We start from the raw sequence: 24783 nt of genomic DNA on the forward strand, positions 1-24783 counted from the left end.
TATTGAAATTATGAAGTTAAATTCTACCGCAATTATGCATAGAATTAGATTCTCAGGTATTTTCCTGCTTCTAATGCTATGCGGTTCTTTTGCGTTTTCGCAAATTCAAGGAACTGTACTCGATGAAACCGGCAGCCCGATGATTGCCGTGAGTGTTTCCGTAAAAGGAACCACTAAAGGAACCTCCACAGATGTGAACGGTAAGTACAAAATAGACGCTCAGCCTAACCAAACGCTGGTCTATAGTTTTGTAGGTTACCTTAACCAAGAGGTTACAGTTGGAGCTCAAAAGACAATTGATGTGACTTTAGACCTAGACGACCAACTTCTTAGCGAAGTGGTAGTAGTAGGTTATGGTAGTCAGTTGAAAAGAGAAGTAACTGGTGCCGTACAAACATTAGGGTATAAAGAACTGAAAGATTTACCAGTATCTCAGGTAGGTCAAAAACTACAAGGTCAACTTGCTGGTGTTCAGATTAACCAAACTACTGGTAAGCCAGGACAAGGAATGAACATCAGAATTAGAGGGCAAGTATCTGTATCTGCAGGTAGTGACCCACTATATGTTATTGATGGTTTTCCTATCACAGGTGACATTGGTTCTTTAAACCCTGATGAAATAGAAGAAATCACCATCTTGAAAGATGCTGCTTCTACCTCATTATATGGTTCTAGAGCAGCAAATGGCGTTGTTCTTATCACCACCAAGAAAGGTAAGCCTGGTACTAACGTAAGCTTCAATGCTTATACGGGTATTCAAAGCGTGCCACAGAGAGGACGAATTGAAATGATGGATGCTGTTGAATTTGCTCAATTTAAGAATGAGTATTACACAGACGCTGGTCAGCCAGTTCCTGTAGAATTCCAAAATCCTTCTGATTATGCAGGAAAGAACAATGACTGGTACGATGCTCTTTTAAGAACAGCACCAATGCAGAGTTATACCTTAAACGTAACATCAAACAAAGCAGACTCTAGAACTGCCGTAGTTGCTGGTGTATTTGACCAAGACGGTGTAGTTATCAATAATAAATATCAGCGTTACTCTTTAAGAATAAACTCTGAATTTGATGTGTCTGACAAAGTTAAAGTAGGTTTTAACCTTGCTCCACAATATGTGTATGACAACACACCAAGAACTGATGGTGATAGAGGAACAGGTATTTTATTCAATGCTCTTCATACTTGGCCAGTAATGCCTATTTATGACGACTCTGGCGAATTAACACTTTCAAACAAGTTTCCAGGAAGTACTGGTAACATTTTTGACTATGCCAACTGGGTAAGAGCAGCTGATGAGTTAGTAAACGAAACTACTACTACTAACTTATTATCAAATGCTTATTTGCAATATGAGCCAATTAAAAACTTGGTATTGAAATCTACCTTCAATGTAGAAATGTTGAGGTCTAAGTTCTTCTACTTTAACCCATCTACTGCCACTAGCAGAATTAACGTACCAATTCCTACCACGGCTTCGTCTACACGTCAAAACGTAGAAAGCTTAAGCTGGTTGAACGAAAACTTAGCTACATATTCAAAAAGCTATAACGACCATAACTTTGAATTACTTGCTGGTTTTACAAATCAGAAATTCACGCAGGAAAGTACAAGAATTCAAGCAGATACATATTCTGATGACCGTCTTCCTACTATCCAAGGAGCCATCAACATTAGCAGAGGTGGAACTTACAATGGTGTAGAAGAGTGGAGCTTAACTTCACTACTTTCTAGATTGACGTATAACTATAAGGGTAAATACTTATTTACTGCTGCTGTTCGTCGTGACGGTTCTTCTCGTTTCGGTTCTGACAACAGATGGGGAACATTCCCGTCAGTTAGTGCTGGTTGGGTAATGTCTGATGAGCCATTCCTTGCAGATGTAGAGCAATTATCTTTTGCGAAACTTAGAACTAGTTATGGTGTGATTGGTAACAACAACATTGGTAACTATACTTCTTACGCATTGATTAATAATACTGTCAATGGCGTTTTCGGAAACACAGTAGCTCCTGGTGCCGTAGTAACATCTTTGGCTAACACTAACTTAGGATGGGAAACTACTAAACAGTTTGACATAGGACTTGACCTTGGTCTATTTAATGATAGAATTCAGTTTATCTATGATTTCTACACCAAGCGTACTACAAACTTACTTTACAGTGTTCAAGTGGCTCAAGAGTCTGGTTTCAGTAACTTTAATGACAACATTGGTGAAATTAAGTTCTGGGGACATGAGTTCTCTCTTAATACTAAAAACCTGAACCCTTCTAAAAAGTTAAGCTGGAATACCAACTTTAACCTTTCTGTAAACAGAAACAAAGTAATGTCATTGGCAGACGGTATTGACCGTGTTTATGGTCTTTTCCATATCACGCAAGTAGGTCAGCCTTTCGGTCAATTCTATGGTCACATTGCACAAGGTGTTTATCAAAATCAAGCTGATTTAGATAGTTCTCCACAGGTTCCTGGAAGATCAGTAGTAGGAAGTATTAAGTTGACAGACCAAAACGGTGATGGTATTATCACAAACGGTGGAGATTTTGATGACCGTGTAGTTATGGGTAACCCATTCCCTACTTTCACTTACGGTATTACTAATAACTTCCGTTATGGTAACTGGGATTTGAGCATTGTAGGTTCAGGTTCTCAAGGAAACAAACTTTTGGTTCGTCACCTTTACAGTACTGCCAACTTAGATGGTGTATTTAACATGGTGAAAGAAGTTCAGTATAGATTCCGTTCTGAAGAAAATCCAGGAAAAGGATTTTATGGAACTACTGTTGGTGGTGGTAATGTAACAGGTATTGAAAGAGACTGGATGAACAGCCGTTTTGTGGCAGATGCGTCTTACTTCACCATCAAAAACATTACGTTAGGACATACTTTCAACAAGCCTAATAAAATATTCAGCTCGGCAAGATTATATACTTCTGTACAGCAGGCTTTCGTATTTACGAAATACTGGGGAGGACCTAATCCAGAAACAAGTGCTCAGAGAGATGGTCAAGGTGATGGTGGAAACTTAAGCCCAGGTGTTGACTTATCAAACTATCCTGTGCCACGTACTTTCACTTTGGGTCTTAATCTGAATTTCTAAAAACATTAATCCATTGTAAAAATGAAAAAATCAATAATTCTAATATTACTAGTAGCATTTACACAAACGGGTTGTAAAGAAGACTTCCTAAGTTTGGTTCCTGCTACCGCCCTGAGTTCTGCTACGTTCTTCACTAAGCAGGCTGACTTTGAACAAGCTGTAAATGCAGCTTACGTACCGCTTCGTAGCATTGTCAATGACAAAGCATGGCTATTAAGCGAAATGCACTCTGATAATACTTACTATGCCAGAAATATTCTTTTTGGAGCAACAGAACAACAAGAGGATTTAGCTGACTTTGCAGTTCCTACTGCAAATGGTGTAACATCTAACAGACACGTTTTAGACCAATACAGATTAGATTATCAAATTATCTCAAGAAGTAATCAAATCTTATCTCAAATTGACGATGTAGATTTTGATGCTACTGTAAAAGCTAATTTAAAAGGTCAAGCTCAGTTTCTTAGAGCTTACGCATACTTTGAACTTGTAAGATATTTTGGTAAAGTACCAATGCATTTAGAGCCTGTTACAGATAGACAAGGTGCGGCACTTCCATTATCTGAAGAAAGTGCTATTTATGCTCAAATCATTGCTGATGCTACTGCAGCAGCTAGTGGTTTATTGCCAAAATCGGTTCAAGAGCCGGGTAGAGTTACTTCTGGAGCAGCAAAAATGCTTCTTGCCAATGTTCATATTACACAAAAGAACTGGGCAGAAGCAGCGGGTTTATTACAACAAGTGGTAAACAGTGGCGAGTACTCTTTAATGCCTAATTATGGTGATGCATTCTCTGACAATGCCAGTAATAAAAACAATGCTGAATCTGTTTTTGAAGTACAATTCCTAGAAGGTTCTGCAGGTCTTAATGGTAGCTTTATTTACAATTTCATGCCAAGACCTATTAGCCCAGAGGAATTAGCTCCTATCACTGGAACTTCTAATCCGCAGCCTATTAGTGGAGAGGGAAATAACATTCCTACACCAGATGTTATAGCAGCTTATGAAGACGGTGATTTAAGAAAAGATGAATCTATAGCCTATGTAACTTTAGGAGGTAGTTTAAGAAGCAACCAAGAGTACCCTTACATTAAGAAGTATGCTAAAAAGCATAGCCTTCATGGTAACACAGGGACCAACTGGCCAATATACCGTTACTCGGAAGTATTGTTATTCTTAGCAGAGGCTTTAGCAGAACAAGGCCAAACTAGTGAAGCAGCTAATTACCTAAACATGGTTCGTTCTAGAGCTGGTTTAGCTAACACCACTGCATCTTCACAAGATGATTTAAGAACAGCTATTTATAAAGAAAGAAGAGTAGAGTTAGCATTTGAAAACAAGCGTTGGTTTGACCTAGTGAGAACTGGTCGTGCCATTGATGTTATCACTGCCTACGGAAACAGAATCAAGGCGAATCCTTTAGACTATTATTACCCTGAAGGAGCAGAACCAAGAAGTAATGCATTTTCTAACATTTCATTACTATACGGTTTACCTGCAGACGAAGCGGCTCTATCTCCCCATTTCTAATTTTATATTACACTCAAAAAACTGCACAAGAGAAAATTATTTTTTTATCTTGTGCAGTATAAACTAAAATTCAACCTAGGGAAATTATGTCACTAAAAAAACGTTCAATCATCCTGCTGTTTGCGGCAGCAGCTCTCACAGTAGCTAACTCCTTTACTTTCTTGAAAAAGCAGGTTTTAGCATCAATGGATGAGGAAAACCCAAAAATCAAGAAACTAAGATTATCAGACGGTTTTAAAGCCGAACACCTTTACAGTCCTTCAGAAGCAGACAAAGGTTCATGGGTTGCCATGACTTTTGATGACAAAGGCAGAATGATTACTTCTGACCAATATGGCTCGCTTTACAGATTAAAAATTCCGCCAATTGGTAGTGCTAGCTCAAAACCAAGTGTTGAGAAAATCAAGATTGGCAAAGGTGCTAATGTGGACGAAGTAGGCATGGGTTATGCTAACGGATTGCTTTATGCATTCAATAGCCTTTATGTGATGATTAACAACGGGAAAAACAATAAAGACTTCCCTCGTTCTAGTGGCTTATACAGACTTCAAGATACAAACAACGACGACCATTTTGACAAAATAACTTTACTGAAAGAATTAGTAGGTCAAGGAGAGCATGGACCTCACAGTATAGTACTTTCTCCTGACGGAAAATCACTTTATGTAATTGCTGGTAACCACACCGATGTTCCTGAAATGGACGGATATCGTTTACCATCAAACTGGCAAGAAGATAACCTTTTCCCATTAATTAAAGACCCAAGAGGACACGCCAACGACCGCATGGCACCTGGTGGATGGATAGCAAGCCTAGACCCAGAAGGAAAAAAATGGGAACTAGTAAGTGCTGGTTACAGAAATGCATTTGACCTTGCCTTTAACGAAGTAGGCGATTTATTTGCTTATGATGCAGATATGGAGTGGGATTTCGGACAACCTTGGTACCGTCCTACCAGAATCAATCATTCTACAAGTGGTTCAGAGCATGGATGGAGAACAGGAAACAGCAAATGGTCTCCTTCTTACCCAGATAACCTTCCTCCAGTAATAAACATTGGACAGGGTTCTCCTACCAACTTATTGCATTTAAAAGATGCCAAATTCCCTGCTAAATATAGAAGTTCTTTATTAGCTTTTGACTGGAGTTTCGGAATTATGCATGCTATACATTTGAAGCCTGAAGGGGCGTCATATACGGCAGAAAGAGAAGAGTTTTTATCAGGTATTCCATTACCACTTACTGACGGAACTATTGGCCCAGACGGAGCTCTTTACTTCTTAACAGGTGGTCGTAGATTAGAGTCTGACCTATACCGTGTAAGCTATGTGGGTTCTGAAAGCACTGCCCCAGTAGCTATAAAGCCAATTAATGCTGAAAACCAATTAAGAAGAGATTTAGAAAAGTATCACGTGGCCGGTGCTGACAAAAGTGCTATCAAAAAAGCGTGGCCTGAACTAAATAACTCTGATAGGTTTATCAGATATGCAGCCAGATTAGTTTTAGAGCATCAGCCAGTTTCAGAATGGCAGTCAAAAGCTCTTTCAGAGAAAGATGCCGTAGCTAAAACGCAAGCTCTAATTTCTTTAATTAGAATGGGAGATGGCTCTAAGAAAAACGAAATATTAAACGCCCTTTCTAGCATTAATTTCAAAAGCCTAAACGAAGGTGAGCAATTAGATATCCTAAGAGCTTATGAGTTAGCCTTTTTAAGAATGGGTGAGCCAGAAGGTGATACTAAAACTAAGGTAATAGCACTTTTAAACTCGCAGTATCCTGCTAGAACAGCCCAGTTAAACAGGTCTTTAAGTAAGGTTTTATTATACTTAGACGCTCCAGGAGCAGTTGACAAGACCTTAGCTCTAATGAAAATAGAAAAAGAGCCAGGTACAGAAAGTTTAATGGAAGAAACTGCTACTGCTTCTAGTGACCTTATATTGAGAAACCCTCAGTATGGTTCTGATATTGCTGAAATGCTAGCCAACATGCCTCCAATGCAGCACACGTATTATGCAACGGTTTTAAGCATGGCGAAAAAAGGATGGACAGAAAAAACTAGAGAAACATACTTCTCCTGGTTTAAAAAAGCTTTTGGTTACAAGGGTGGACGTAGTTACGTTGGTTTTATTGACAGAGCTCGTAAGTTAGCCTTAGAAAATGTACCAGCTGATAAAGTAGAGTATTACAATCAATTATCAGGAGCAGACTTACTTACTTCAAACGGTAACGAAATCGTTGACATGTCATATCCGAAAGGACCAGGAAGAAGATGGAAAGTGGAATCAGCAGCAAAGTTAATTGACGAAGGTTTGAGCGGTAGAGACTTCAAAAATGGTAAAGCCATGTTTGCAGCCACTACTTGTAAAAACTGTCATACTATGAGAGGCGAAGGTGGAGCCATTGGACCAGACCTTACGCAATTAGGAACTCGTTTTTCGTCTAAAGATATGCTTGAAGCTATCATTGACCCTAATAAAGCCGTTTCTGACCAGTATGCAGCTTCTCAAATTAGCTTAAAAGATGGTAACTCTTTAGTGGGTAGACTTGTAAATGAAGACGATAAATTCTATTACATTTCTTCAAACCCTTTTGCACCAGATATGTTAGAAAAAGTACTTAAAGCAGATGTAGTTTCTGTGAAAAGTTCTCAAGTTTCAATGATGTTCCCTGGTCTTATAAATAGCCTTAATGAGGACGAACTTAAAGATTTAATGGCCTACCTAATGTCAGGAGGTAATGAAAACAATAAGATGTTCTCTTCTAAATAATCTAAACACTTAAAGAGGTTTATTTTATTGAAAATTTTCGAGTTTAGTTTGAAATAAGATTTGGTCTGGGTAGAAATTACCTGGGCCAATCTTTTTCACTTTAGCCCTACCAACATGAGAAAATCAACATTCCTATTTAGCCTTATATTTCTATGCCCTTTTCTCAAAAGTGTCACAGCTCAGGAGACATCAGAAAAGCCAAATATTCTATATATTTTGGTAGACCAATGGAGAGCTCAAACCACTGGTTACTCAGGAAACCAAGATGTTATCACACCAAATTTAGACCAACTAGCGGCTGAAAGCATCAACTTAAAAAATGCTGTTTCTGGCACACCGGTATGTACGCCACACAGAGCCTCGCTTATGACTGGGCAGTACCCACTCACAAACGGCGTTTTCATGAACGATGTACTCTTAGACACCAATGCCATAACACTTCCTAAAGTATTTAAAAAAGACGGGTATAACACTGGTTACATTGGCAAATGGCACCTAGACGGTCACGGCAGAAACACCTACATCCCTCCTACCCGTCAACAAGGTTTTGCTTACTGGAAAGTACTGGAATGCACCCATAATTATAACAACTCTGCCTATTACACGGGTAAGTCAGACGAAAAGAAATTTTGGAATGGTTATGACGCAGCCGCTCAAACAGAAGACGTTTTAAACTACCTTGACGAACAGTCAAAAAGCAAAAAGCCTTTTTTATTAATGCTGTCAATAGGTAGCCCACATGCTCCTTATCATACGGCACCAGAAGAATTCAAAAAACTCTATGAAAACAAAGAGATTTTCATTCATAAGAATGTACCAGAAGAACTAAGAGAAAAAGTCGAAAACGATACCCGAGGTTATTACGCTCATATGACCGCAATAGACTCTTATATTGGCAAAATGAGGCAAAAGCTAAAAGACTTAAACATGGATAAAAACACCATAATAGTCTTCACCTCTGACCATGGAGACCTTTTAGGCTCACATGGCTTTTATAAGAAACAACAGCCTTACCAAGAGAGTATCAAAGTTCCTTTCCTTATTCATTACCCTAAAGCCTTTGGTAGCAAGGGAAGTCTTTCTCCGGCTCTTTTAAACTCACCAGACATTATGCCTACGCTCTTAGGTTTGTCAAATATTGATATCCCTGAAACAGTAGAAGGTTTAGATTTCTCTTCTGTTTTAAAAGGCGAAAAAAAAGACAAAGTAAAGCAAACCCTTATCTCTTGTCCACAGCCTTTTGGTCAGTGGGATAGAAAAAGAGGTGGCAAAGAATATAGAGGTCTGTTTACTGGAAGATATACCTACACCAGAGACCTAGAAGGTCCTTGGCTACTTTTTGATAATGTAGCTGACCCTTTTCAAATGAACAATTTGATAGGCAAGCCTGAACATCAAAAACTTCAAAAGACTTTAGATAAAAAATTAAATAAAGAACTTCAAAAGAGAAATGATGAATTTCTGCCAGGAATGGAATATGTAAAGAAATGGAACTACTTGGTAGACGAAACCGAAACCGTTCCATACATCAATGTCAATTACGAAGGAAAACCAATAAACGAATAATAAACAATCTTAATTTCAACCCAGCATGATAAACAAAAACATAACCTACTTACTGGCAGCCGCTGCCATTGGATTAATAAGCACTTCTTGTACAGAGTCGCACAGTGCCGCTAGCGATGAAGAACAAGCAGTAGTGGAAAATGAAAGTGAATTTGTCTCGATTTTTAATGGCGAAAACTTAGACGGTTGGGAAGGTGATACCACCTACTGGAGCGTACAAGACGGAAATTTAGTAGGAGAAATCACTCCTAGCACTTTGCTAAAAACAAATTCATTCATAATTTGGGAGGGCGGAGAGCCTGGCGATTTTGAGCTCAAAGGTGAGTTCATGATTTCAGAAAAAGGAAACTCCGGAATTAACTATAGAAGTGAGCGTTTTACAGAAGTTCCTCACGCTTTAAAAGGGTATCAGGCAGACATTGACGGAGCAAACCGTTATACTGGTCAAAACTATGAAGAGCGAGGAAGAACCACACTTGCATACAGAGGTCAAATCACGAGCATCAACCCTCAAACTGGTGATATGACACGTGAGCAAGTAAGAGAAAAAGTAAAGAAAAACGCTTGGACAGATTTAGAAGTTACAGGTAGTTTAGGAGAGTCAGATTCTCTAAAAACTAAGATTAATGCCCAAGACTGGAATGAGTTTCATTTGGTCATAAAAGGCAACAGATTACAACACTACATCAATGGTGTTTTAATGAGCGATGTAACAGATAATGACGAGGTTAATGGAAAGTCAAAAGGACTACTTGGTGTGCAAGTACATGTAGGTCCTCCAATGACTGTGAAGTATAGAAATTTAAGAATGAAGCAATAATAAAGAATGACAAAAATCGGATTTAACGTATTAGCCTGGTCGGCAAATGTCTCAGAAGACCTCTACCCTATTATAGAACGCCTAAAAAACATTGGTTACGATGGCGTAGAATATTTTGTGGGTGCCGAAGACATAAAAAACTATAAACTGGTAGGTGACCGCTCAAAAGCTCTTGGCCTTGAGGTAACTTGTGTCACGGTGGTAAGTCCAGATGCCAACCCAGTTAGCGACAATCCGATTATAAGACAGAAAGGTTTAGACAGAGTGAAATGGGCTATTGACAGAACCCATGAATTAGGTAGTTCTGTGCTTTGTGGCCCCTTTCACTCTGCTCATGCTCACTTTTATGGTCGCCCAGCCACGCCCGACGAATTAAAATGGAGTGCCGAAAACATGCACAGTGCAGGACAGCATGCCCAGCAAGCTGGTGTAACTTTAGCCTTGGAAGCACTTAATAGGTTTGAATGTTATTTGGTTAATACCATGGCAGATTTAGCTAAACTGGTAAGTACCATCAATCACCCAAATGTGAGAGCCATGTTTGATACGCACCATAGCAATATTGAAGAGAAAAAATATGCTACCGCTATCAATAACATTGCCCCGCATTTAGAGCATGTCCATATTTCTGAAAATGACAGAGGAACACCCGGAAGCGGCCATATTCCTTTTGATGATGCATTTTCAGCTTTAAAAGACATCAATTATGATGGATGGTTAACCATAGAGGCTTTTTCACGTAGTGACCCCGATTTTGCGAATGCCATCAATGTTTGGAGAGAATATGATGACGCTTGGGACATTGCAGAAAAAGGCTTGAAGTTTATTCAAGACATGTCTGCCAAACATGGTTTAAAATAAAACCAAAAAACATTTAAACAACCTATTGAAAAACAACCTTATGAATAACAAATTACCCTTCCGTTTTGGCTCCGAAGTCTACACTTGGTTTATGAGTGGTGACGGTGAAACCCATAAAGGCCAGCTTGGTCACATGATTGAAATAATCGCTAAAGCTGGTTTTACAGGTATTCAGCCAATTTTCACATGGATGGGAGACTTGGTAAATCCAGAATTATTAGCCGACAAGCTTAAGGAGCAAGGCATAGAACTAGCTGCTCTAGCTTTAGCTCAAGACTGGAATGGTGCAAAAGAAACGGATGAGGAAAAAATAGTAGCAGATAATGCCATAGCTCTTTTAGAGCATTTTCCTGGAGCTATGTTAAATACGGTGCAAATTCCAACTGGACGTCATGATATAGAAACCAGAAGAAAAACCTTGGTTAACATTGTCAATACAGTTTCAAAAAGAGCTGCTGATAAAGGAATTCCATGTAGCTATCATCCTAATTCTCCGCATACCTCTATCATCAGAACAGAAGAAGACTATAAAATAGTTTTAGAAAGCCTTGACACCACCGTTACTGGCTGGACGCCAGATGTAGGCCACATTATAAATGGCGACATGGACCCTCTATCTAAAATGAAAGAGTACCAATCGCTCATTAATCATGTCCATTATAAAGATTGGGATGGAAATCCTGAATTTGTATTGATGGGCAAAGGAAAAGTAAAGCTCTTAGAAATCACCCAATGGCTAAAAGACATTAACTATGGTGGCTGGATAATTTGTGAAGACGAAGGTGCTTTAGCATTAGAAGACCCAGATGCCGTTACCCTGCATGACGGTCAATGGATAGTAAACGATTTAATTCCAAAACTGAAGTAAGATGCCCACTATAGATTCAAACGGTATTAAACTTTATTATGAAGAGCTAGGCGATGCTTCTAAGCCGCCTTTGCTTTTGATAATGGGTATTACAGCACCTGGTTCAGTTTGGTACGACCACGCCAAGGCATGGCAAAAAGACTTCCGATGCATTTTAGTAGATAACAGAGGTGTTGGGAAATCAGACAAGCCAAAGGGACCTTACACCACGGCACAAATGGCCGATGACTGTGCAGGACTATTAGAAACTTTAAACCTAGAAAACGTCAGCGTAGCCGGTGTTTCTATGGGAAGCACCATTGCTTTAGAGTTAGCCATTAGGCATCCAAAACTCGTCAAGTCTTTACTTCTCATGTGTCCATGGGCTAGGTGCGATAATAAGGCAAAAGCCATTTTTGAACACATGATGGTTTGCAAAGCAAGATTCAGACCTGAAGAGTTTAGTCATTATATCCAACTCTTAATTTATGCGAAAGCATCTTGGGATAATGAAGAAACCGTCAAAGAACTAGCAGAAGGGAGAGCCGCAGATGCCATTGGCGAAAATCAACAACCACTTCATGGCTTAGAGGGGCAAGCTTATGCCTGCATAAACCATAACGTGTATGATAAACTAGGCAGTATTTCGCAGCCAACTTTCATAGTGGGTGGCGAAGAAGACGAATTTACGCCTACATGGATGTCAAAAGAAATTGCAGAAGCTATGCCAAATGCAGAGCTTTACCTATACCCTAAAAGTGGGCATATTTTCCATTTTGAAAACTTAAACGACTTTAACCAGAGAGCCTTAAACTGGCTTTCAGCACATAAATAATGAGTTTCCTGAAAGACAATAGCTGGAAAGATAAAATCTCTCATACCTCCCAAATAGGTGGTATAGAAACTTCCATTTTAGATAATGGACTGGGCAAAGGCACTAGAATAGCCTGGATAAATACAGGAACTGGCCTACGCTTCAAAGTGGTGCTTGATAGAGGAATGGACATTGTAGATGCTTTCTATAATCAACATTCTTTGGCATGGATTAGCCATAACGGCGTCACCGCTCCCCAGCCATTTTCTGATGAAGGTATTGACTGGCTAAAAACTTTCTCAGGAGGTTTATTAACCACTTGCGGACTATCAAATGTAGGCGGTCCTAATGAAGATGCCTTTGGCAAAAGAGGGCTACACGGTAGAGTAAGTAATATTTCTGCCGAAATAGAATCCATCATTCAGCCTGACCCTTTGGTAGGTAAAATGGATATGAGCATTACTGGCATCATCAAAGAGTCAACCGTTTTTGGTGCCAATTTAGAATTAAGAAGAACCATATCTTGCACACTCGGGACTTCGGATATTAGAATAAGTGACGAAGTCATAAATAGAGGAAACACTACGGTTCCTGTCATGGTGCTTTATCATGTAAACTTTGGCTACCCACTGGTAGATGAAGGAGCCAAAATCAATTGGAAAGGAGACTGGAGAGCTCGTGATACTAAATCAGAAGAGATTTTTATGGAATCAAATGATTTCAAAACCTGCCCTCCTGCCCTAGCAGCACATGATGGCCCTGGCGAAGCAGCAGCTTACGTAGAAATGAATACAGATAGCGAAGGTTTTTCTAACTGCGGTATTAGCAATGAAAAGATAAACCTAGCGGTCAATCTTAAATACAAAAAAGACCAACTTCCAGCATTCTGCAATTGGCAGCACTGGGGAAAAGGCGAATATGTAACAGGCTTAGAACCCGGGACAAATTTACCTATCGGTCAAAAACAAGCTAGAGAAGATGGCACATTGCAATTTCTCAAGCCTTTTGAATCAAAAAAAATAGACTTAGAATTTAATATTTCAACCGTAAAAGAATAAATAAAAATTGAGATGAGCGATATAGCAAAGGCACTAGAACAAGGAAAAGGAGTTTTGAGATTGACCCCAACATGGGTACCTCGTTCTTTTTGTGTCCCCGGAAGAAGAATAAAACTACACCCAGACGATTATTACGTACTAGGTGGTGAGCGTGGTGGAATTGATGAGAGATGGTTATCTTCTACCTGTGCTGCTGAAAATGGCCCTTTAACTGGCGAAAACGAAGGTTTGAGTCACGTTGTTTATAATGACGGCGAAAAAGACATTTTGTTTACGCTCAAAGATGCCATTGACGAACTGAAAGGAGAAATTATAGGAGACAGACTTTGGGACGAATACAAAAGCTGGCCTATGTACTCTAAGTTTTTTGATAACATGGGACCACTTCCTCACCATATTCATCATAATGATGAAAAAGCGGCATTAGTTGGTCAAAATGGTAAGCCAGAAGCTTATTACTTCCCGCCTCAGCTTAATAACCACGGTGGAGATTTCCCTTATACATTCTTTGGAATAACACCGGGTACCACAAAAGAGCAAATCAAGGAGTGCTTGATGAACTTTACAAAAGGCGATAACAAAATTACAAATTACTCCGCTGCTCAAAGATTAGAGCCAGGTACGGGATGGTATGTTCCACCAGGAGTATTACATGCACCAGGTAGCCTTTGTACCTATGAGCCACAGAAAGCTTCCGACATTTTCGCCATGTATCAAAGCTTAGTGAACGAAGCCATTGTTCCAGAAGAATTACTTTGGAAAGGAACACCTAAAGATAAAATTGGTGATTATGATGAACTTGTCAGCGTAATAGACTGGGAGCTTAACACAGACCCAAATATTGTAGAAAAGTTCTTCATGCAGCCTAAGCCAGTAAAACCTGTAGCTGAAATGGAAGCAGAAGGTTATATTGATAATTGGATTTGTTATAAAGCCACAGACTTTAGTGCGAAAGAATTAACCATTCTTCCGGGTGCTACAGTTACGGTGAAAGATTCCGCCGCTTATGGTATGATAGTGATGCAAGGTCACGGAAAAATGGGCGAATGGAACATAGAAACACCAGCTTTGATAAGATACGGGCAGCTGACTAATGACGAGTTTTTTGTTACAGAAAAAGCTGCCAAAGAAGGGGTAACCATTACCAACTATTCGGCAAATGACCCTATCGTAATCTTGAAGCACTTTGGCCCTAACAATCCAGATTTAGTGACAGAATAAAATAGATTTTCAACCCAAATTATAGAATAATGAGTAATAATAATTATCCAAAGCTCCATAATGCCACATGGCCAGGAATAGTAGGAAAAGGACCAGATTCTGAGCCTGCAATTGCCCTAGACAACATGTTAAAAATGACCGCCGCAGCCGAGGTTGACGGTGTCAAATTTGACGGTGTAGACATTGGACTTTTTGACCCACATTATGATTTAGATACTTCTGATGACGGTGTCAAAAGATTAGCTGATAAAGTCGCAGCTTATGACCTTGAAATAGGAAGTTTAGTAGCTCCTATTTGGGGTGGTCCAGCAATGGGAACCAAAGAGCAGCGTGCCGAATTTGTAGAAATGGTGCGTAAATCTTGTGAAGTAGGTCAAAAACTTAGAGCACTTGGTATCAGACCAAACGGCATAGTAAGAATAGATTCTGCCAGTAGCGTAGCCGACTGGGCAAAAGACCCAAAAGGTAATTCAAAACTGATTGCAGACACGTTCCGTGAAGCTTGTGATGTAGCCGCAGATTTTGGTGAAAGACTAGCAGCAGAAGGAGAAATTTGCTGGGGAGGAATGCATAGCATGGATTATATGCTAGAAACCTTCGAAATGGTAGATAGAAAAAACATTGGCTTCCAAGCTGACATGTCACATACGACACTTTATCTACTAGGTTATAACGCTCCTGAGCATAGAGTTTTACCAGAAGACTTTAACTGGGACGACCGCGAAACCTTCTTGGCAGGGCTTAAGAAAATCACGGACAAACTAAGACCATGGACTATCGATTTCCATGTGGCTCAAAATGATGGTACTGTACACGGAACAGGCTCTCATGATAAAACTGGCCGCCACTGTCAAGCTACCGACCCTAATGGTAAATTAGATATTGCCAATGAGGCTGGCTATTGGTTAAGAGATGGCTCTGGAGAATTGACAAAAGCATTTAAGCATATTTGCTGGGATGGCTGCATGTTTTCAAACGACATCATGACACAACCTAAAACGTGGAATGACATATTAGCCGCAATGATTAAAGTAAGAGAGCAACATGGCTGGCACGAAGCCTAAAAGCTCGATTTATTCAACCATAAAATTGAAATAAAATGGCAGAAAAAAAGAAATTAAGAATAGGATTAGTAGGTACCGGCCTAATGGGCAGAACCCATGCAAACGGATATAATAGAATTCATAACTTTTTTCCAGATTTAGAGTACGAGCCAGAATTAGTGGCTGTATGCTCTAGAAACGAAGAAAAAGTAAAGGCTTTTGCTGACCAATGGAACTTCGCTTCCTATGAAACAGATTGGAGAAAACTTATCGCAAGAGATGATATTGACGCAATAGACGTTTGTACGCCAAATGATAGTCATGCAGAAATCTCCATAGCTGCTGCTGAGGCTGGCAAAATGGTACTTTGCGAAAAACCTCTTTCTAGAACTATAGCAGAAGGTCAAAAAATGGTAGACGCTGCCGAAAAAGCAGGCGTTCAAACTACAGTTTGGTATAACTATAGAAGAATTCCGGCAGTAACACTTGCCAAAAACATTATTGACTCTGGTAAGCTTGGAAAAATCTTCCACTACAGAGGAAACTTCTTACAAGATTGGACCATCAATGCCGACCTTCCACAAGGTGGTGAAGGATTGTGGCGTATGGATTCTGATGCTGCAGGTTCGGGTGTTACAGGTGACCTTTTAGCTCACTGTATTGACTCAGCCATGTGGCTTAACGGAGGTATTACTGATGTATCTGCCGTCACAGAAACTTTTGTAAAAGAGCGTATGCATCAGCTTACGGGTAAAGTAGAGCCTGTCAAAATTGACGATGCTTGCCTTTTCCATTGCCATTTTGAGAATGGTTCTTTAGGACTTTTTGAGGCCACCAGATATGCCAGAGGTCATAAAGCTCTAAAAACTTTTGAAATCAATGGTGAGCATGCTTCCATCCGTTGGGACTTGCATGACTTAAACAGATTAGAGTTCTTTGACCATTCTGATGAGTCTCAGGTTAGAGGATGGCGTTCTATTCATGTTACCGACGGCGACCACCCATACATTGACAAATGGTGGATTCCTGGCTGTGGAATTGGTTGGGAACATAGTTTTGTGCACCAAGTAGCCGATTTCCTAAAAAGTTTAGAAGACGGAACACCATGCTCCCCTACCTTCAAAGAGGCTTTACAAACACAAAAAGTGTGCGAAGCCATCATTTCATCGGCAAATGAAAAAAGATGGGTTGACACTGGTGTTGACGGTAAATTCGTATAAAATAAATGCAGCCTAGTACTCACTAGGCTGCATTTCTCATATAACCCTATGCCTCTTCTTAAAATCTCTCAAATCTCAAAATCATTTTCTGGAATTAAGGTTCTAGAAAACATCTCTTTTGACCTAAAGTCAGGCGAGGTTCATGCTCTTATGGGAGAAAATGGTGCAGGTAAGTCTACCCTCATGAAAATACTCATGGGACTCCTAAAACCTGATACTGGAACGGTAAATCTAGATGGTGAAGACATCACCAAAATGGATGTGCAAGAAACCTTAAAAAAAGGTATTGCCATGATTCATCAGGAGATTTTGATGGTGCCTGAGTTGAGCATAGCTCAAAACATTTTCTTAGGAAAAGAAACCTCCACGTTTTCCTTTTTAAAAGAGAAACATATCAATCAGCAAACCCAAGAGCTTTTTGACAATATTGGTTTGACGCTAAATCCTAAAACCAAGATGAAGGATTTGAGCATAGCTCAAATGCAAATGGTGGAAATAGTAAAAGCCATTTCAAATGAGGCCAAAATCATCATCATGGATGAGCCAACCTCTGCCCTATCTGATAAAGAGGTAGCCAAGCTTTTTGATATCATCAAAGACCTTAAAAGCAGAAATGTGGCCATTGTCTATATTTCGCATAAGATGGATGAGATATTCCAAATTGCAGATAGAATCACCGTGCTCCGAGATGGTATTTATATTGGCACTAAAGCTGCCGACGAACTAGATAACAAAACCCTCATCACTATGATGGTGGGTAGAGAGATTGACAGTATTTACCCTGAATCTACTGCCGAAATAGGTCAAACACTGCTAGAAATACAAGACTTAAGCTCCACCGGGAAATTTGAAAACATCAATTTCGACCTTAAAGAAGGTGAAGTTTTAGGCTTAGCAGGTTTAGTAGGTGCAGGAAGAACAGAGGTAGCCCGAGCTATAGCGGGTTTAGATAAATTCAACAGCGGAAAAGTAATTTTAGATGGTGTTAAGCTAAAGCTCAAAAGCCCAAAGGATGCTATCAAAAACAAGATAGGCTACGTAAGTGAAGACCGAAAAGCACTGGGTTTTATTCCAGACCTATCGGTCAATGATAATCTTACTTTAGCTAGTTTATCTGTATATGCCAACGGCTCTTTTCCCGTCAAAAACAGAGAGCAAAGTGTAGGTGAACACATGGTAAAGGATTTGAAAATAAAATCCAATGGTCTCAGCCAAACTGTAAGAAGCCTAAGTGGCGGAAACCAACAAAAAGTGGTGATAGGAAAAGTGCTACTGACTTCGCCAAAGGTCATTATATTGGATGAACCCACCAGAGGAATTGACATAGGAGCTAAATTTGAAATTTATAAACTCATCAGAACATTGAGTCAAAAAGGCATAGGTATTATTATGATATCTTCTGAGTTACCAGAAGTACTAGGCATGAGCGACAGAATAGTGGTACTCTCCGAAGGAAAACAAACCGCCATATTATCAGGAAAAGAAGCCACTCAAGAAAACATCATGCAGCATGCAATTCACTAAAAGCCTAAAAGAATACGGCATATTTATCTCGTTTATAGTCACCTGTGCTATACTCTCTTTTGCTACACCACAGTTTTTAAGCGTAGCCAACTGGACTATCATCATCACGCAAGTTTCTATCAATGCCTTATTAGCATTCGGTGTTACTTTCGTCATTATTACGGGGGGAATTGACCTATCCGTAGGTTCTATAGTCGCCGTTACGGGTGTGGTGGCAGCATCTTTGGCACAAAATGGAGATTACCCTGTAGCAGTTGCCATAGCAGGAGGCTTGATGGCAGGACTTGCCTTTGGGCTTCTAAACGGCTTTCTGGTTACTAAAAGTAAGATTGCCCCTTTTATAGTAACCTTAGGAACCATGACTATTGGTCGCGGCTTAGCATTAATATTATGCAAAGGCCGACCAGTATCTAACTTATCAGAGAGTTTTAACTTTATTGGGAATGGAAAAATTGCTGGACTTCCTGTCCCAATTATCATTCTAATTTTAGTATTTATTATATGCTCCATTACACTTCGCAAAACCATTTTCGGACGGTATGTTTACGCCATTGGCGGAAATGAAGATGCCTCTTGGGCTTCAGGAATCAGTGTCAATAAAGTTAAACTAGCAGCCTATGCTATCTGCGGAGCACTTTCGGGTTTGGCAGGAATATTATTGACCGCAAGGATAAGCACAGGACAGCCAAACTCAGGAATGGGCTTTGAACTAGATGCTATTGCCGCCGTAGTTATTGGCGGTACCAGTACCACAGGTGGCCGTGGAACTATGATAGGAACTCTTATCGGTGTTTTGCTTATTGGTGTTATAAACAACGGCCTCGACCTTATGAACGTAACTTCCTATTACCAGCAAGTTATTATGGGTATCATCATCATAGGAGCTGTACTAATGGACAGCTGGAATCTAAAAACAAGAAACTAAACAGAAATATGAAAGCACTTAAATTACTTTTTTTTGCAGGTCTCCTAGCCTTAAATGCCTGTAATTCGGCAGAAGACGATGGCAAACTAGTTATAGGAGTCACCATGCTGAGCATGCAAAATGAGTTCATTGTCAATGTGGCGGACGAAATGCAAAAAAAGGCAGATGAGTTAGGCGTTAAGCTTATTACCGTAGACGCCGAAAGGTCTGCATTAAAGCAAATGGAGCAAGTAGAAAGCTTCATAGCCCAAGGTGTTGACGCCATTATTCTAAACCCTTGCGAAGTAGAAGCTAGTTCTCCTGCCGTAAGTAGAGCCATTGCCGCAGGCATTCCTATCGTAAATGTCAATTCTGAAACTACAGCAAAACCAACAGCTTTTGTAGGTTCTAATGATGTGGAATCAGCACGAATAGCAATGAACTATTTGGCAGAAAAAATGGAAGGAAAAGGAAACTTGGTCATGATTCATGGTTTCATGGGACAAGCCGCCCAAATTCAAAGAGAACAAGGAGCCAAAGAAATATTAAAAGCTCATCCTGAAATGAAATTAATGGCAGAGCAAACAGGCGAATGGGACAGGTCTAAAAGCATGGATTTGATGCAAAACTGGATTCAGTCTTACGGCGATAAAATAGATGCGGTATTTGCTCATAATGACGAAATGGGCATGGGAGCCGTAAAAGCATTAGAAAACGCAGGCATGAAAGATAAAGTTTTGGTGGTAAGTATTGATGCCATCCAAGATGCTCTTCAAGCGGTTAAAAAAGGAACATTAGACGCCACCGTTTTTCAAAATGCCCGAGAGCAAGGAGCCGCTGCAGTAAACACTGCCGTGAAACTAGCCCAAGGTCAAGAAACCGAAAAGGAAGTTCTTATTCCGTTTCAATTAGTAGTGAAAGAAAACGTGGATGATTTCTTAAAATAAGAAATCACACAAAGCACTCAACATAAGTATATTACAAAATAAAAGTAGAATAATTAAGATTGAGCAGTACAGTAAAGGACGGGATACCTAAGTACACTTAATAATTTAGCATTCAAATAACAGAATCATCATGGACACTTCAATTAAGGATTTCAAATACGTAGATTACCTCTGGGACGCTGAAAAAGCAGAGGCTCTTAAAGACGACCAAGTTGCCTTATTTTTATATAGATCTAACATCTTGGGTGCGGACCTCCGAATCACCAATTATGGTGGCGGAAATACTAGCTGCAAAACCATCGAAAAAGACCCACTTACCAATGAAGAAGTAGAGGTAATGTGGATTAAAGGTTCTGGTGGAGATATAGGAACATTGACCCGTTCGGGCATAGCAGGATTATATACAGAAAGACTTCGTAACCTTAAAGATGTGTACGGAGGACTAGAAGACGAGGACCGTATGGTTGGTCTTTTTAATCATTGCATTTATGACCTTGACAGCCGTGCTCCTTCTATTGACACGCCTCTTCACGGTCTTTTACCTTTTGCTCATATTGACCACCTTCACCCAGATGCCCTTATTGCGGTAGCTGCTGCTGAAGACAGCGAGAAGGTTACAAAAGAAATATGGGGAGATACCATGGGTTGGGTACCTTGGCAGCGTCCAGGTTTTGACCTTGGTTTACAGTTAGAAAAATGTTTGGCAGAAAATCCAGGCATCAGAGGAATAGTATTGGGTAGTCATGGTCTATTTACATGGGCAGACAATTCCTATGATTGCTACATCAATAGCCTTGAAGTTATTGAAATGGCATCAGAGTACATTGAGAAAAAAATAGCAGAAAAAGGAAGCGTTTTTGGTGGACAAAAAATAGAAAGCCTACCAAAACAAGAGCGTCTTGATAAGGCCGCTGAACTAATGCCACTTTTACGTGGACTGTGCTCTTCTGAAAACCGCATGATTGGTCATTTTACCGATGCCGATGTGGTGCTAGAATTTATAAACAGTAATGATTTAGCAAGACTGGCTCCTATGGGAACCTCTTGTCCTGACCATTTCTTGAGAACTAAGATTCAACCTTTGGTATTGACACTAGATGCTAAAGAAGATTTGACAGATTCAGCAGCAGTTTTGGCGAAGCTAGAACCAGCTTTTGAAGCTTACAGAAAAGAATACCAAGAATATTACGATACCTGCAAAAAGGCAAATAGCCCAGCGGTAAGAGATGCCAATCCGGTCATCATTATTTACCCAGGTGTAGGTATGTTTAGCTTCGCAAAAAACAAACAAACTACCCGTGTAGCTAGCGAGTTTTATATCAATGCCATTAATGTAATGCGTGGTGCGGAAGCTATTACGTCTTACACGTCACTACCAAGACAGGAAGCATTTGACATTGAATATTGGTTATTAGAGGAAGCCAAGCTTTCAAGAATGCCAAAAGAGAAGCCACTTTCTAGAAAAGTAGCTTTTGTAACGGGTGCAGGTGGCGGAATAGGTAAAGCCATTGCAGATAAATTAGCAGAAGAAGGGGCCAATGTTTTCTTAACTGATATAGCCGAAGATAGACTAAAAGAAGCCGTAGCTACTTACCCAAAAGATACCGCAGGCTACGCAGTGTGTGATGTAACCGATAGCAATTCTGTAGCAGAAGCTTATAAAGCAGCATCGCTAGAATTTGGTGGTGTAGATATCGTAGTTCACAGTGCTGGACTTGCCATTTCTAAGCCATTGGCAGAAACGACTGATGCAGACTGGGATATTCTTCAGAAGGTATTAGTGAAAGGTCAGTTTGAACTGGCTAAACAAGTGGTGGGTGTATTGCGTAAGCAAAATCTTGGAGGAGACTTCATAAGCATCGCGAGTAAAAACGGATTAGTGGCGGGGCCAAACAACGTAGCTTATGGTACGTCAAAAGCCGCTCAGCAGCACATGGCTAGATTATTGGCCGCAGAATTAGGACCAGAGAAAATCCGTGTAAACACGGTCAATCCTGACGGCGTGATAGTAGGTAGTAAAATATGGGAAGGTGCATGGGCAGAAGGCAGAGCCAAAGCTTATGGCATTAAAGTAGAAGAACTTCCAGCTCACTACGCCAAAAGAAACTTAATGAATGAAATTATTTATCCAGCCGATATAGCCAACGGAGTTTTTGCTCTGGTAGCTATATTAGATAAAAGCACTGGAAACATTATTAATGTGGACGGTGGTATGGCAAACGCATTTGTCAGATAATTCAAACACGAAAAACAAAACACTAGTGCCGCATGGTGCTAGTGTTTTTTCTTAATACACTTCAAGAATAATTATATATCTTCCTTTTTGAAAATTTAGCATTTACGAATGAAACAGAAGGTCACCGCAGTTTTTGATATTGGAAAAACCAATAAGAAGATTTTTCTTTTTGATGAAAACTTTCAAGAGGTTCATAAAGAGTACATTCGTTTTGATGAAACTGTAGACGAAGACGGATACCCTTGTGAAGATATTGACAAGTTAAAAACGTGGATAGTAGACACTTTTGACAATATTCTGAAGGCAGATAAATATGAAATCACAAGCCTAAACTTCTCTACTTACGGAGCTAGTTTTGTGCATATTGGTTATGATGGCGAAGTGGTGGCTCCACTATATAATTATACCAAACCATACGATGCCAACATAGAAGCAAAGTTTTACAGAAAGTATGGCCCGATTGCCAAATTCTGTCAAGAAACGGGCTCTTCAAAATTGGGTAATTTAAACTCTGGATTGCAGATATATCTGCTCAAGTATCAACAGCCAGAGCTTTTCAAAAAGATAAAATACTCGCTGCACCTTCCGCAGTTTGTCAGTTACTTATTCACCGGAATTCCACTTAGTGAATACACCAGCATAGGCTGCCATACCGCTCTCTGGGACTATAAAAAGCAAGATTACCATAGATGGGTCTATGAAGAAGGTATTCATGAAAAGCTACCTGCCATAGTACCTACCGAAAGTAGTATCAACATGAACTACAAAGGGCACAAAATGAAAATTGGTGTGGGAATTCATGACAGTTCGTCTGCCTTAGTCCCTTACTTGAGAAGCTCTAAAAAGCCTTTCTTATTAGTATCTACGGGTACATGGGCCATTACCTTGAACCCGTTTAGTGATGGTATTTTAAGTGCCACTGATTTAAAGGCCGACTGCCAAAACAACATGCGAATAAACGGCGAAGCCGTAAAAGCCGCAAGACTATTTTTAGGCAACGAATACAAATTACAAATAGCCAAACTAACCGACCATTATAAAGTACCGCACGAAACACACCGTACGGTCAAATTCTCCAAGCGTATTTTCAAGAAACTTAACGAGAACTTTAAACCGCATTTTGCTTGGGAAAGCCTAAAAGACTCCGCAGCCCCAAAGAAAACCACTTTGCCTTTTGAAACTTTTGAAGAAGCTTACCATCAAATGATGCAAGAGCTAGTAAACCTTCAGGTCAAAAACATTGACATGGCAAAAGGGAAAGCTAAATTGGAAAGAATTTATATTGACGGAGGTTTTTCCGACAACGACATCTACATAAAACTGCTTAGCCATTACCTAAGTCCTATGGAACTTAAAACTACCGATTCGTCTTTAGGTTCGGCATTAGGTGCCGCCATAGCTATCTCAGATGTTACGCTTAATCCAAAATTCCTAAAGAAAAACTACTCGCTCAAAAAGCATAAGCCAGTTAAGCTGTAAATAAAGCCCATAAAGACGACCGAACAATAATAGGTTTTTGTCCTTTTTAAATCTGGTATAGTATTTGTCTTATTTTAAGAATATCCGCCCACAATAAAATTCATTGCCAAAGATACTTTTAATGAGAAAACTACTACCCCTGCTTTTCTTTCTGACTTCTTTTATCTCGTACTCCCAAGACTTACTTACACTTAAAGATGGAACTGATATTGAATCAAAAATCCTAGAAGTATTATTGCACGATGTGAAATACAAAAAATTCAATAATTTAAACGGCCCGACATTTACAATTCCAAAATCTAGTATTTTAATAATTAGGTATGAAAATGGCACAAAAGACATTTTCGACATACCCATTTCTCAAACTGTTTTAGCAGAACCATTACCAAAGCCCCCAACTTCTTCTGAATTATACCAAATGGGAGCTACAGATGCATACAGTAATTATAGAGCTGGAAATAGCGGAAGAGGAGCAACCTTCTTTACAAGTTTAATATCTCCTATTATTGGGTTAATTCCAGCCATTGCATGTTCATCAAACTCACCAAGAGACGGCAATCTTAATTTCCCAAATTCTGAATTAAAAAAGAACCCATCTTATTATTCTGGTTATAAACATAAGGCAACTAGAATAAAGAAAGGTCAAATTTGGAAGAATTGGGGAATTGCCTTGGGAATAAACGTCACAGCCATTACACTACTTGTAAAAGGCCAATATTAAATTTATGCCTTTTTATCTGCAATTAATCTATGATTCTGTTTGAAACAAATTTTAAATATGAATAAAGAGGGGTTTCTTCCCTTCTATATTCATTCAAAATATTTGTCATTCTTTTGCCTACAAA

General features: G+C 39.6%; 18 protein-coding genes. All 18 read left to right on the plus strand.

What is annotated here, in order from left to right:
• The first annotated feature begins 73 nt into the window (after nucleotides 1-73).
• Nucleotides 74-3100 carry a SusC/RagA family TonB-linked outer membrane protein gene (locus AC0L6O_RS16645; RefSeq protein WP_473308544.1) on the plus strand — a complete coding sequence of 1009 codons (3027 nt, stop codon included), beginning with the start codon at nucleotides 74-76 and terminating at the stop codon, nucleotides 3098-3100.
• Nucleotides 3101-3121: 21 nt separating this feature from the next.
• Nucleotides 3122-4630: a RagB/SusD family nutrient uptake outer membrane protein gene (locus tag AC0L6O_RS16650; RefSeq protein ID WP_473303939.1), complete on the plus strand. Its 1509-nt coding sequence runs from the start codon at nucleotides 3122-3124 to the stop codon at nucleotides 4628-4630.
• Between the two features lie 86 nt (nucleotides 4631-4716).
• Nucleotides 4717-7398, plus strand: a complete 2682-nt coding sequence (locus tag AC0L6O_RS16655; protein WP_473303941.1) for a c-type cytochrome — start codon at nucleotides 4717-4719, stop codon at nucleotides 7396-7398.
• Nucleotides 7399-7512: 114 nt separating this feature from the next.
• Entirely contained in the window at nucleotides 7513-8964 is a 1452-nt protein-coding gene (locus AC0L6O_RS16660; protein ID WP_473303943.1) for a sulfatase family protein, read from the plus strand.
• Nucleotides 8965-8989: 25 nt separating this feature from the next.
• Nucleotides 8990-9784, plus strand: coding sequence for a 3-keto-disaccharide hydrolase (locus AC0L6O_RS16665; RefSeq protein WP_473303945.1), 795 nt, complete (start codon nucleotides 8990-8992; stop codon nucleotides 9782-9784).
• Between the two features lie 6 nt (nucleotides 9785-9790).
• Nucleotides 9791-10645, plus strand: a complete 855-nt coding sequence (locus tag AC0L6O_RS16670) for a sugar phosphate isomerase/epimerase family protein (RefSeq protein ID WP_473303947.1) — start codon at nucleotides 9791-9793, stop codon at nucleotides 10643-10645.
• A gap of 40 nt (nucleotides 10646-10685) precedes the next feature.
• The gene (locus AC0L6O_RS16675; RefSeq protein ID WP_473303948.1) at nucleotides 10686-11513 is read left to right on the plus strand and encodes a sugar phosphate isomerase/epimerase family protein; all 828 of its coding nucleotides are present in this window, start codon (nucleotides 10686-10688) and stop codon (nucleotides 11511-11513) included.
• A 1-nt stretch (nucleotide 11514) separates the two neighbouring features.
• Entirely contained in the window at nucleotides 11515-12327 is an 813-nt protein-coding gene (locus AC0L6O_RS16680; RefSeq protein ID WP_473303949.1) for an alpha/beta fold hydrolase, read from the plus strand.
• Nucleotides 12327-13364 (plus strand): aldose 1-epimerase family protein, encoded by a 1038-nt coding sequence (locus AC0L6O_RS16685; RefSeq protein ID WP_473303951.1) that lies wholly within the window; start codon nucleotides 12327-12329, stop codon nucleotides 13362-13364. The genes AC0L6O_RS16680 and AC0L6O_RS16685 overlap by 1 nt, the downstream gene beginning before the upstream one ends.
• A 12-nt stretch (nucleotides 13365-13376) precedes the next feature.
• On the plus strand, nucleotides 13377-14585 hold the full coding sequence (locus AC0L6O_RS16690; RefSeq protein ID WP_473303952.1) for a hypothetical protein: 1209 nt from the start codon (nucleotides 13377-13379) through the stop codon (nucleotides 14583-14585).
• 29 nt (nucleotides 14586-14614) lie between these two features.
• On the plus strand, nucleotides 14615-15649 hold the full coding sequence (locus AC0L6O_RS16695) for a sugar phosphate isomerase/epimerase family protein (RefSeq protein ID WP_473303954.1): 1035 nt from the start codon (nucleotides 14615-14617) through the stop codon (nucleotides 15647-15649).
• 35 nt (nucleotides 15650-15684) lie between these two features.
• Nucleotides 15685-16848 (plus strand): Gfo/Idh/MocA family protein, encoded by a 1164-nt coding sequence (locus tag AC0L6O_RS16700; RefSeq protein ID WP_473303956.1) that lies wholly within the window; start codon nucleotides 15685-15687, stop codon nucleotides 16846-16848.
• A 48-nt stretch (nucleotides 16849-16896) separates the two neighbouring features.
• A complete protein-coding gene (locus tag AC0L6O_RS16705) occupies nucleotides 16897-18372 on the plus strand; it encodes a sugar ABC transporter ATP-binding protein (protein ID WP_473303957.1) in 1476 nt (491 codons plus the stop codon).
• Nucleotides 18359-19297: an ABC transporter permease gene (locus AC0L6O_RS16710; RefSeq protein ID WP_473303959.1), complete on the plus strand. Its 939-nt coding sequence runs from the start codon at nucleotides 18359-18361 to the stop codon at nucleotides 19295-19297. Before AC0L6O_RS16705 ends, AC0L6O_RS16710 begins: the two co-directional genes overlap by 14 nt.
• Before the next feature lie 8 nt (nucleotides 19298-19305).
• Nucleotides 19306-20223 (plus strand): sugar ABC transporter substrate-binding protein, encoded by a 918-nt coding sequence (locus AC0L6O_RS16715; RefSeq protein ID WP_473303961.1) that lies wholly within the window; start codon nucleotides 19306-19308, stop codon nucleotides 20221-20223.
• Between the two features lie 130 nt (nucleotides 20224-20353).
• Nucleotides 20354-22459: a bifunctional aldolase/short-chain dehydrogenase gene (locus AC0L6O_RS16720; protein ID WP_473303962.1), complete on the plus strand. Its 2106-nt coding sequence runs from the start codon at nucleotides 20354-20356 to the stop codon at nucleotides 22457-22459.
• Nucleotides 22460-22567: 108 nt separating this feature from the next.
• A complete protein-coding gene (locus tag AC0L6O_RS16725) occupies nucleotides 22568-23938 on the plus strand; it encodes an FGGY-family carbohydrate kinase (protein WP_473303964.1) in 1371 nt (456 codons plus the stop codon).
• Nucleotides 23939-24059: 121 nt separating this feature from the next.
• On the plus strand, nucleotides 24060-24659 hold the full coding sequence (locus AC0L6O_RS16730) for a hypothetical protein (RefSeq protein ID WP_473303966.1): 600 nt from the start codon (nucleotides 24060-24062) through the stop codon (nucleotides 24657-24659).
• Nucleotides 24660-24783: the final 124 nt, after the last annotated feature.

Source organism: Arcticibacterium sp. GJ41-1, from assembly GCF_055808875.1.

What these genes read in the sequence shown, in the direction of transcription:
- AC0L6O_RS16645 (WP_473308544.1), top strand. Translation starts at nt 74, where the DNA reads ATGCTATGCGGTTCTTTTGCGTTTTCGCAAATTCAAGGAACTGTACTC.
- AC0L6O_RS16650 (WP_473303939.1), top strand. Translation starts at nt 3,122, where the DNA reads ATGAAAAAATCAATAATTCTAATATTACTAGTAGCATTTACACAAACG.
- AC0L6O_RS16655 (WP_473303941.1), top strand. Translation starts at nt 4,717, where the DNA reads ATGTCACTAAAAAAACGTTCAATCATCCTGCTGTTTGCGGCAGCAGCT.
- AC0L6O_RS16660 (WP_473303943.1), top strand. Translation starts at nt 7,513, where the DNA reads ATGAGAAAATCAACATTCCTATTTAGCCTTATATTTCTATGCCCTTTT.
- AC0L6O_RS16665 (WP_473303945.1), top strand. Translation starts at nt 8,990, where the DNA reads ATGATAAACAAAAACATAACCTACTTACTGGCAGCCGCTGCCATTGGA.
- AC0L6O_RS16670 (WP_473303947.1), top strand. Translation starts at nt 9,791, where the DNA reads ATGACAAAAATCGGATTTAACGTATTAGCCTGGTCGGCAAATGTCTCA.
- AC0L6O_RS16675 (WP_473303948.1), top strand. Translation starts at nt 10,686, where the DNA reads ATGAATAACAAATTACCCTTCCGTTTTGGCTCCGAAGTCTACACTTGG.
- AC0L6O_RS16680 (WP_473303949.1), top strand. Translation starts at nt 11,515, where the DNA reads ATGCCCACTATAGATTCAAACGGTATTAAACTTTATTATGAAGAGCTA.
- AC0L6O_RS16685 (WP_473303951.1), top strand. Translation starts at nt 12,327, where the DNA reads ATGAGTTTCCTGAAAGACAATAGCTGGAAAGATAAAATCTCTCATACC.
- AC0L6O_RS16690 (WP_473303952.1), top strand. Translation starts at nt 13,377, where the DNA reads ATGAGCGATATAGCAAAGGCACTAGAACAAGGAAAAGGAGTTTTGAGA.
- AC0L6O_RS16695 (WP_473303954.1), top strand. Translation starts at nt 14,615, where the DNA reads ATGAGTAATAATAATTATCCAAAGCTCCATAATGCCACATGGCCAGGA.
- AC0L6O_RS16700 (WP_473303956.1), top strand. Translation starts at nt 15,685, where the DNA reads ATGGCAGAAAAAAAGAAATTAAGAATAGGATTAGTAGGTACCGGCCTA.
- AC0L6O_RS16705 (WP_473303957.1), top strand. Translation starts at nt 16,897, where the DNA reads ATGCCTCTTCTTAAAATCTCTCAAATCTCAAAATCATTTTCTGGAATT.
- AC0L6O_RS16710 (WP_473303959.1), top strand. Translation starts at nt 18,359, where the DNA reads ATGCAATTCACTAAAAGCCTAAAAGAATACGGCATATTTATCTCGTTT.
- AC0L6O_RS16715 (WP_473303961.1), top strand. Translation starts at nt 19,306, where the DNA reads ATGAAAGCACTTAAATTACTTTTTTTTGCAGGTCTCCTAGCCTTAAAT.
- AC0L6O_RS16720 (WP_473303962.1), top strand. Translation starts at nt 20,354, where the DNA reads ATGGACACTTCAATTAAGGATTTCAAATACGTAGATTACCTCTGGGAC.
- AC0L6O_RS16725 (WP_473303964.1), top strand. Translation starts at nt 22,568, where the DNA reads ATGAAACAGAAGGTCACCGCAGTTTTTGATATTGGAAAAACCAATAAG.
- AC0L6O_RS16730 (WP_473303966.1), top strand. Translation starts at nt 24,060, where the DNA reads ATGAGAAAACTACTACCCCTGCTTTTCTTTCTGACTTCTTTTATCTCG.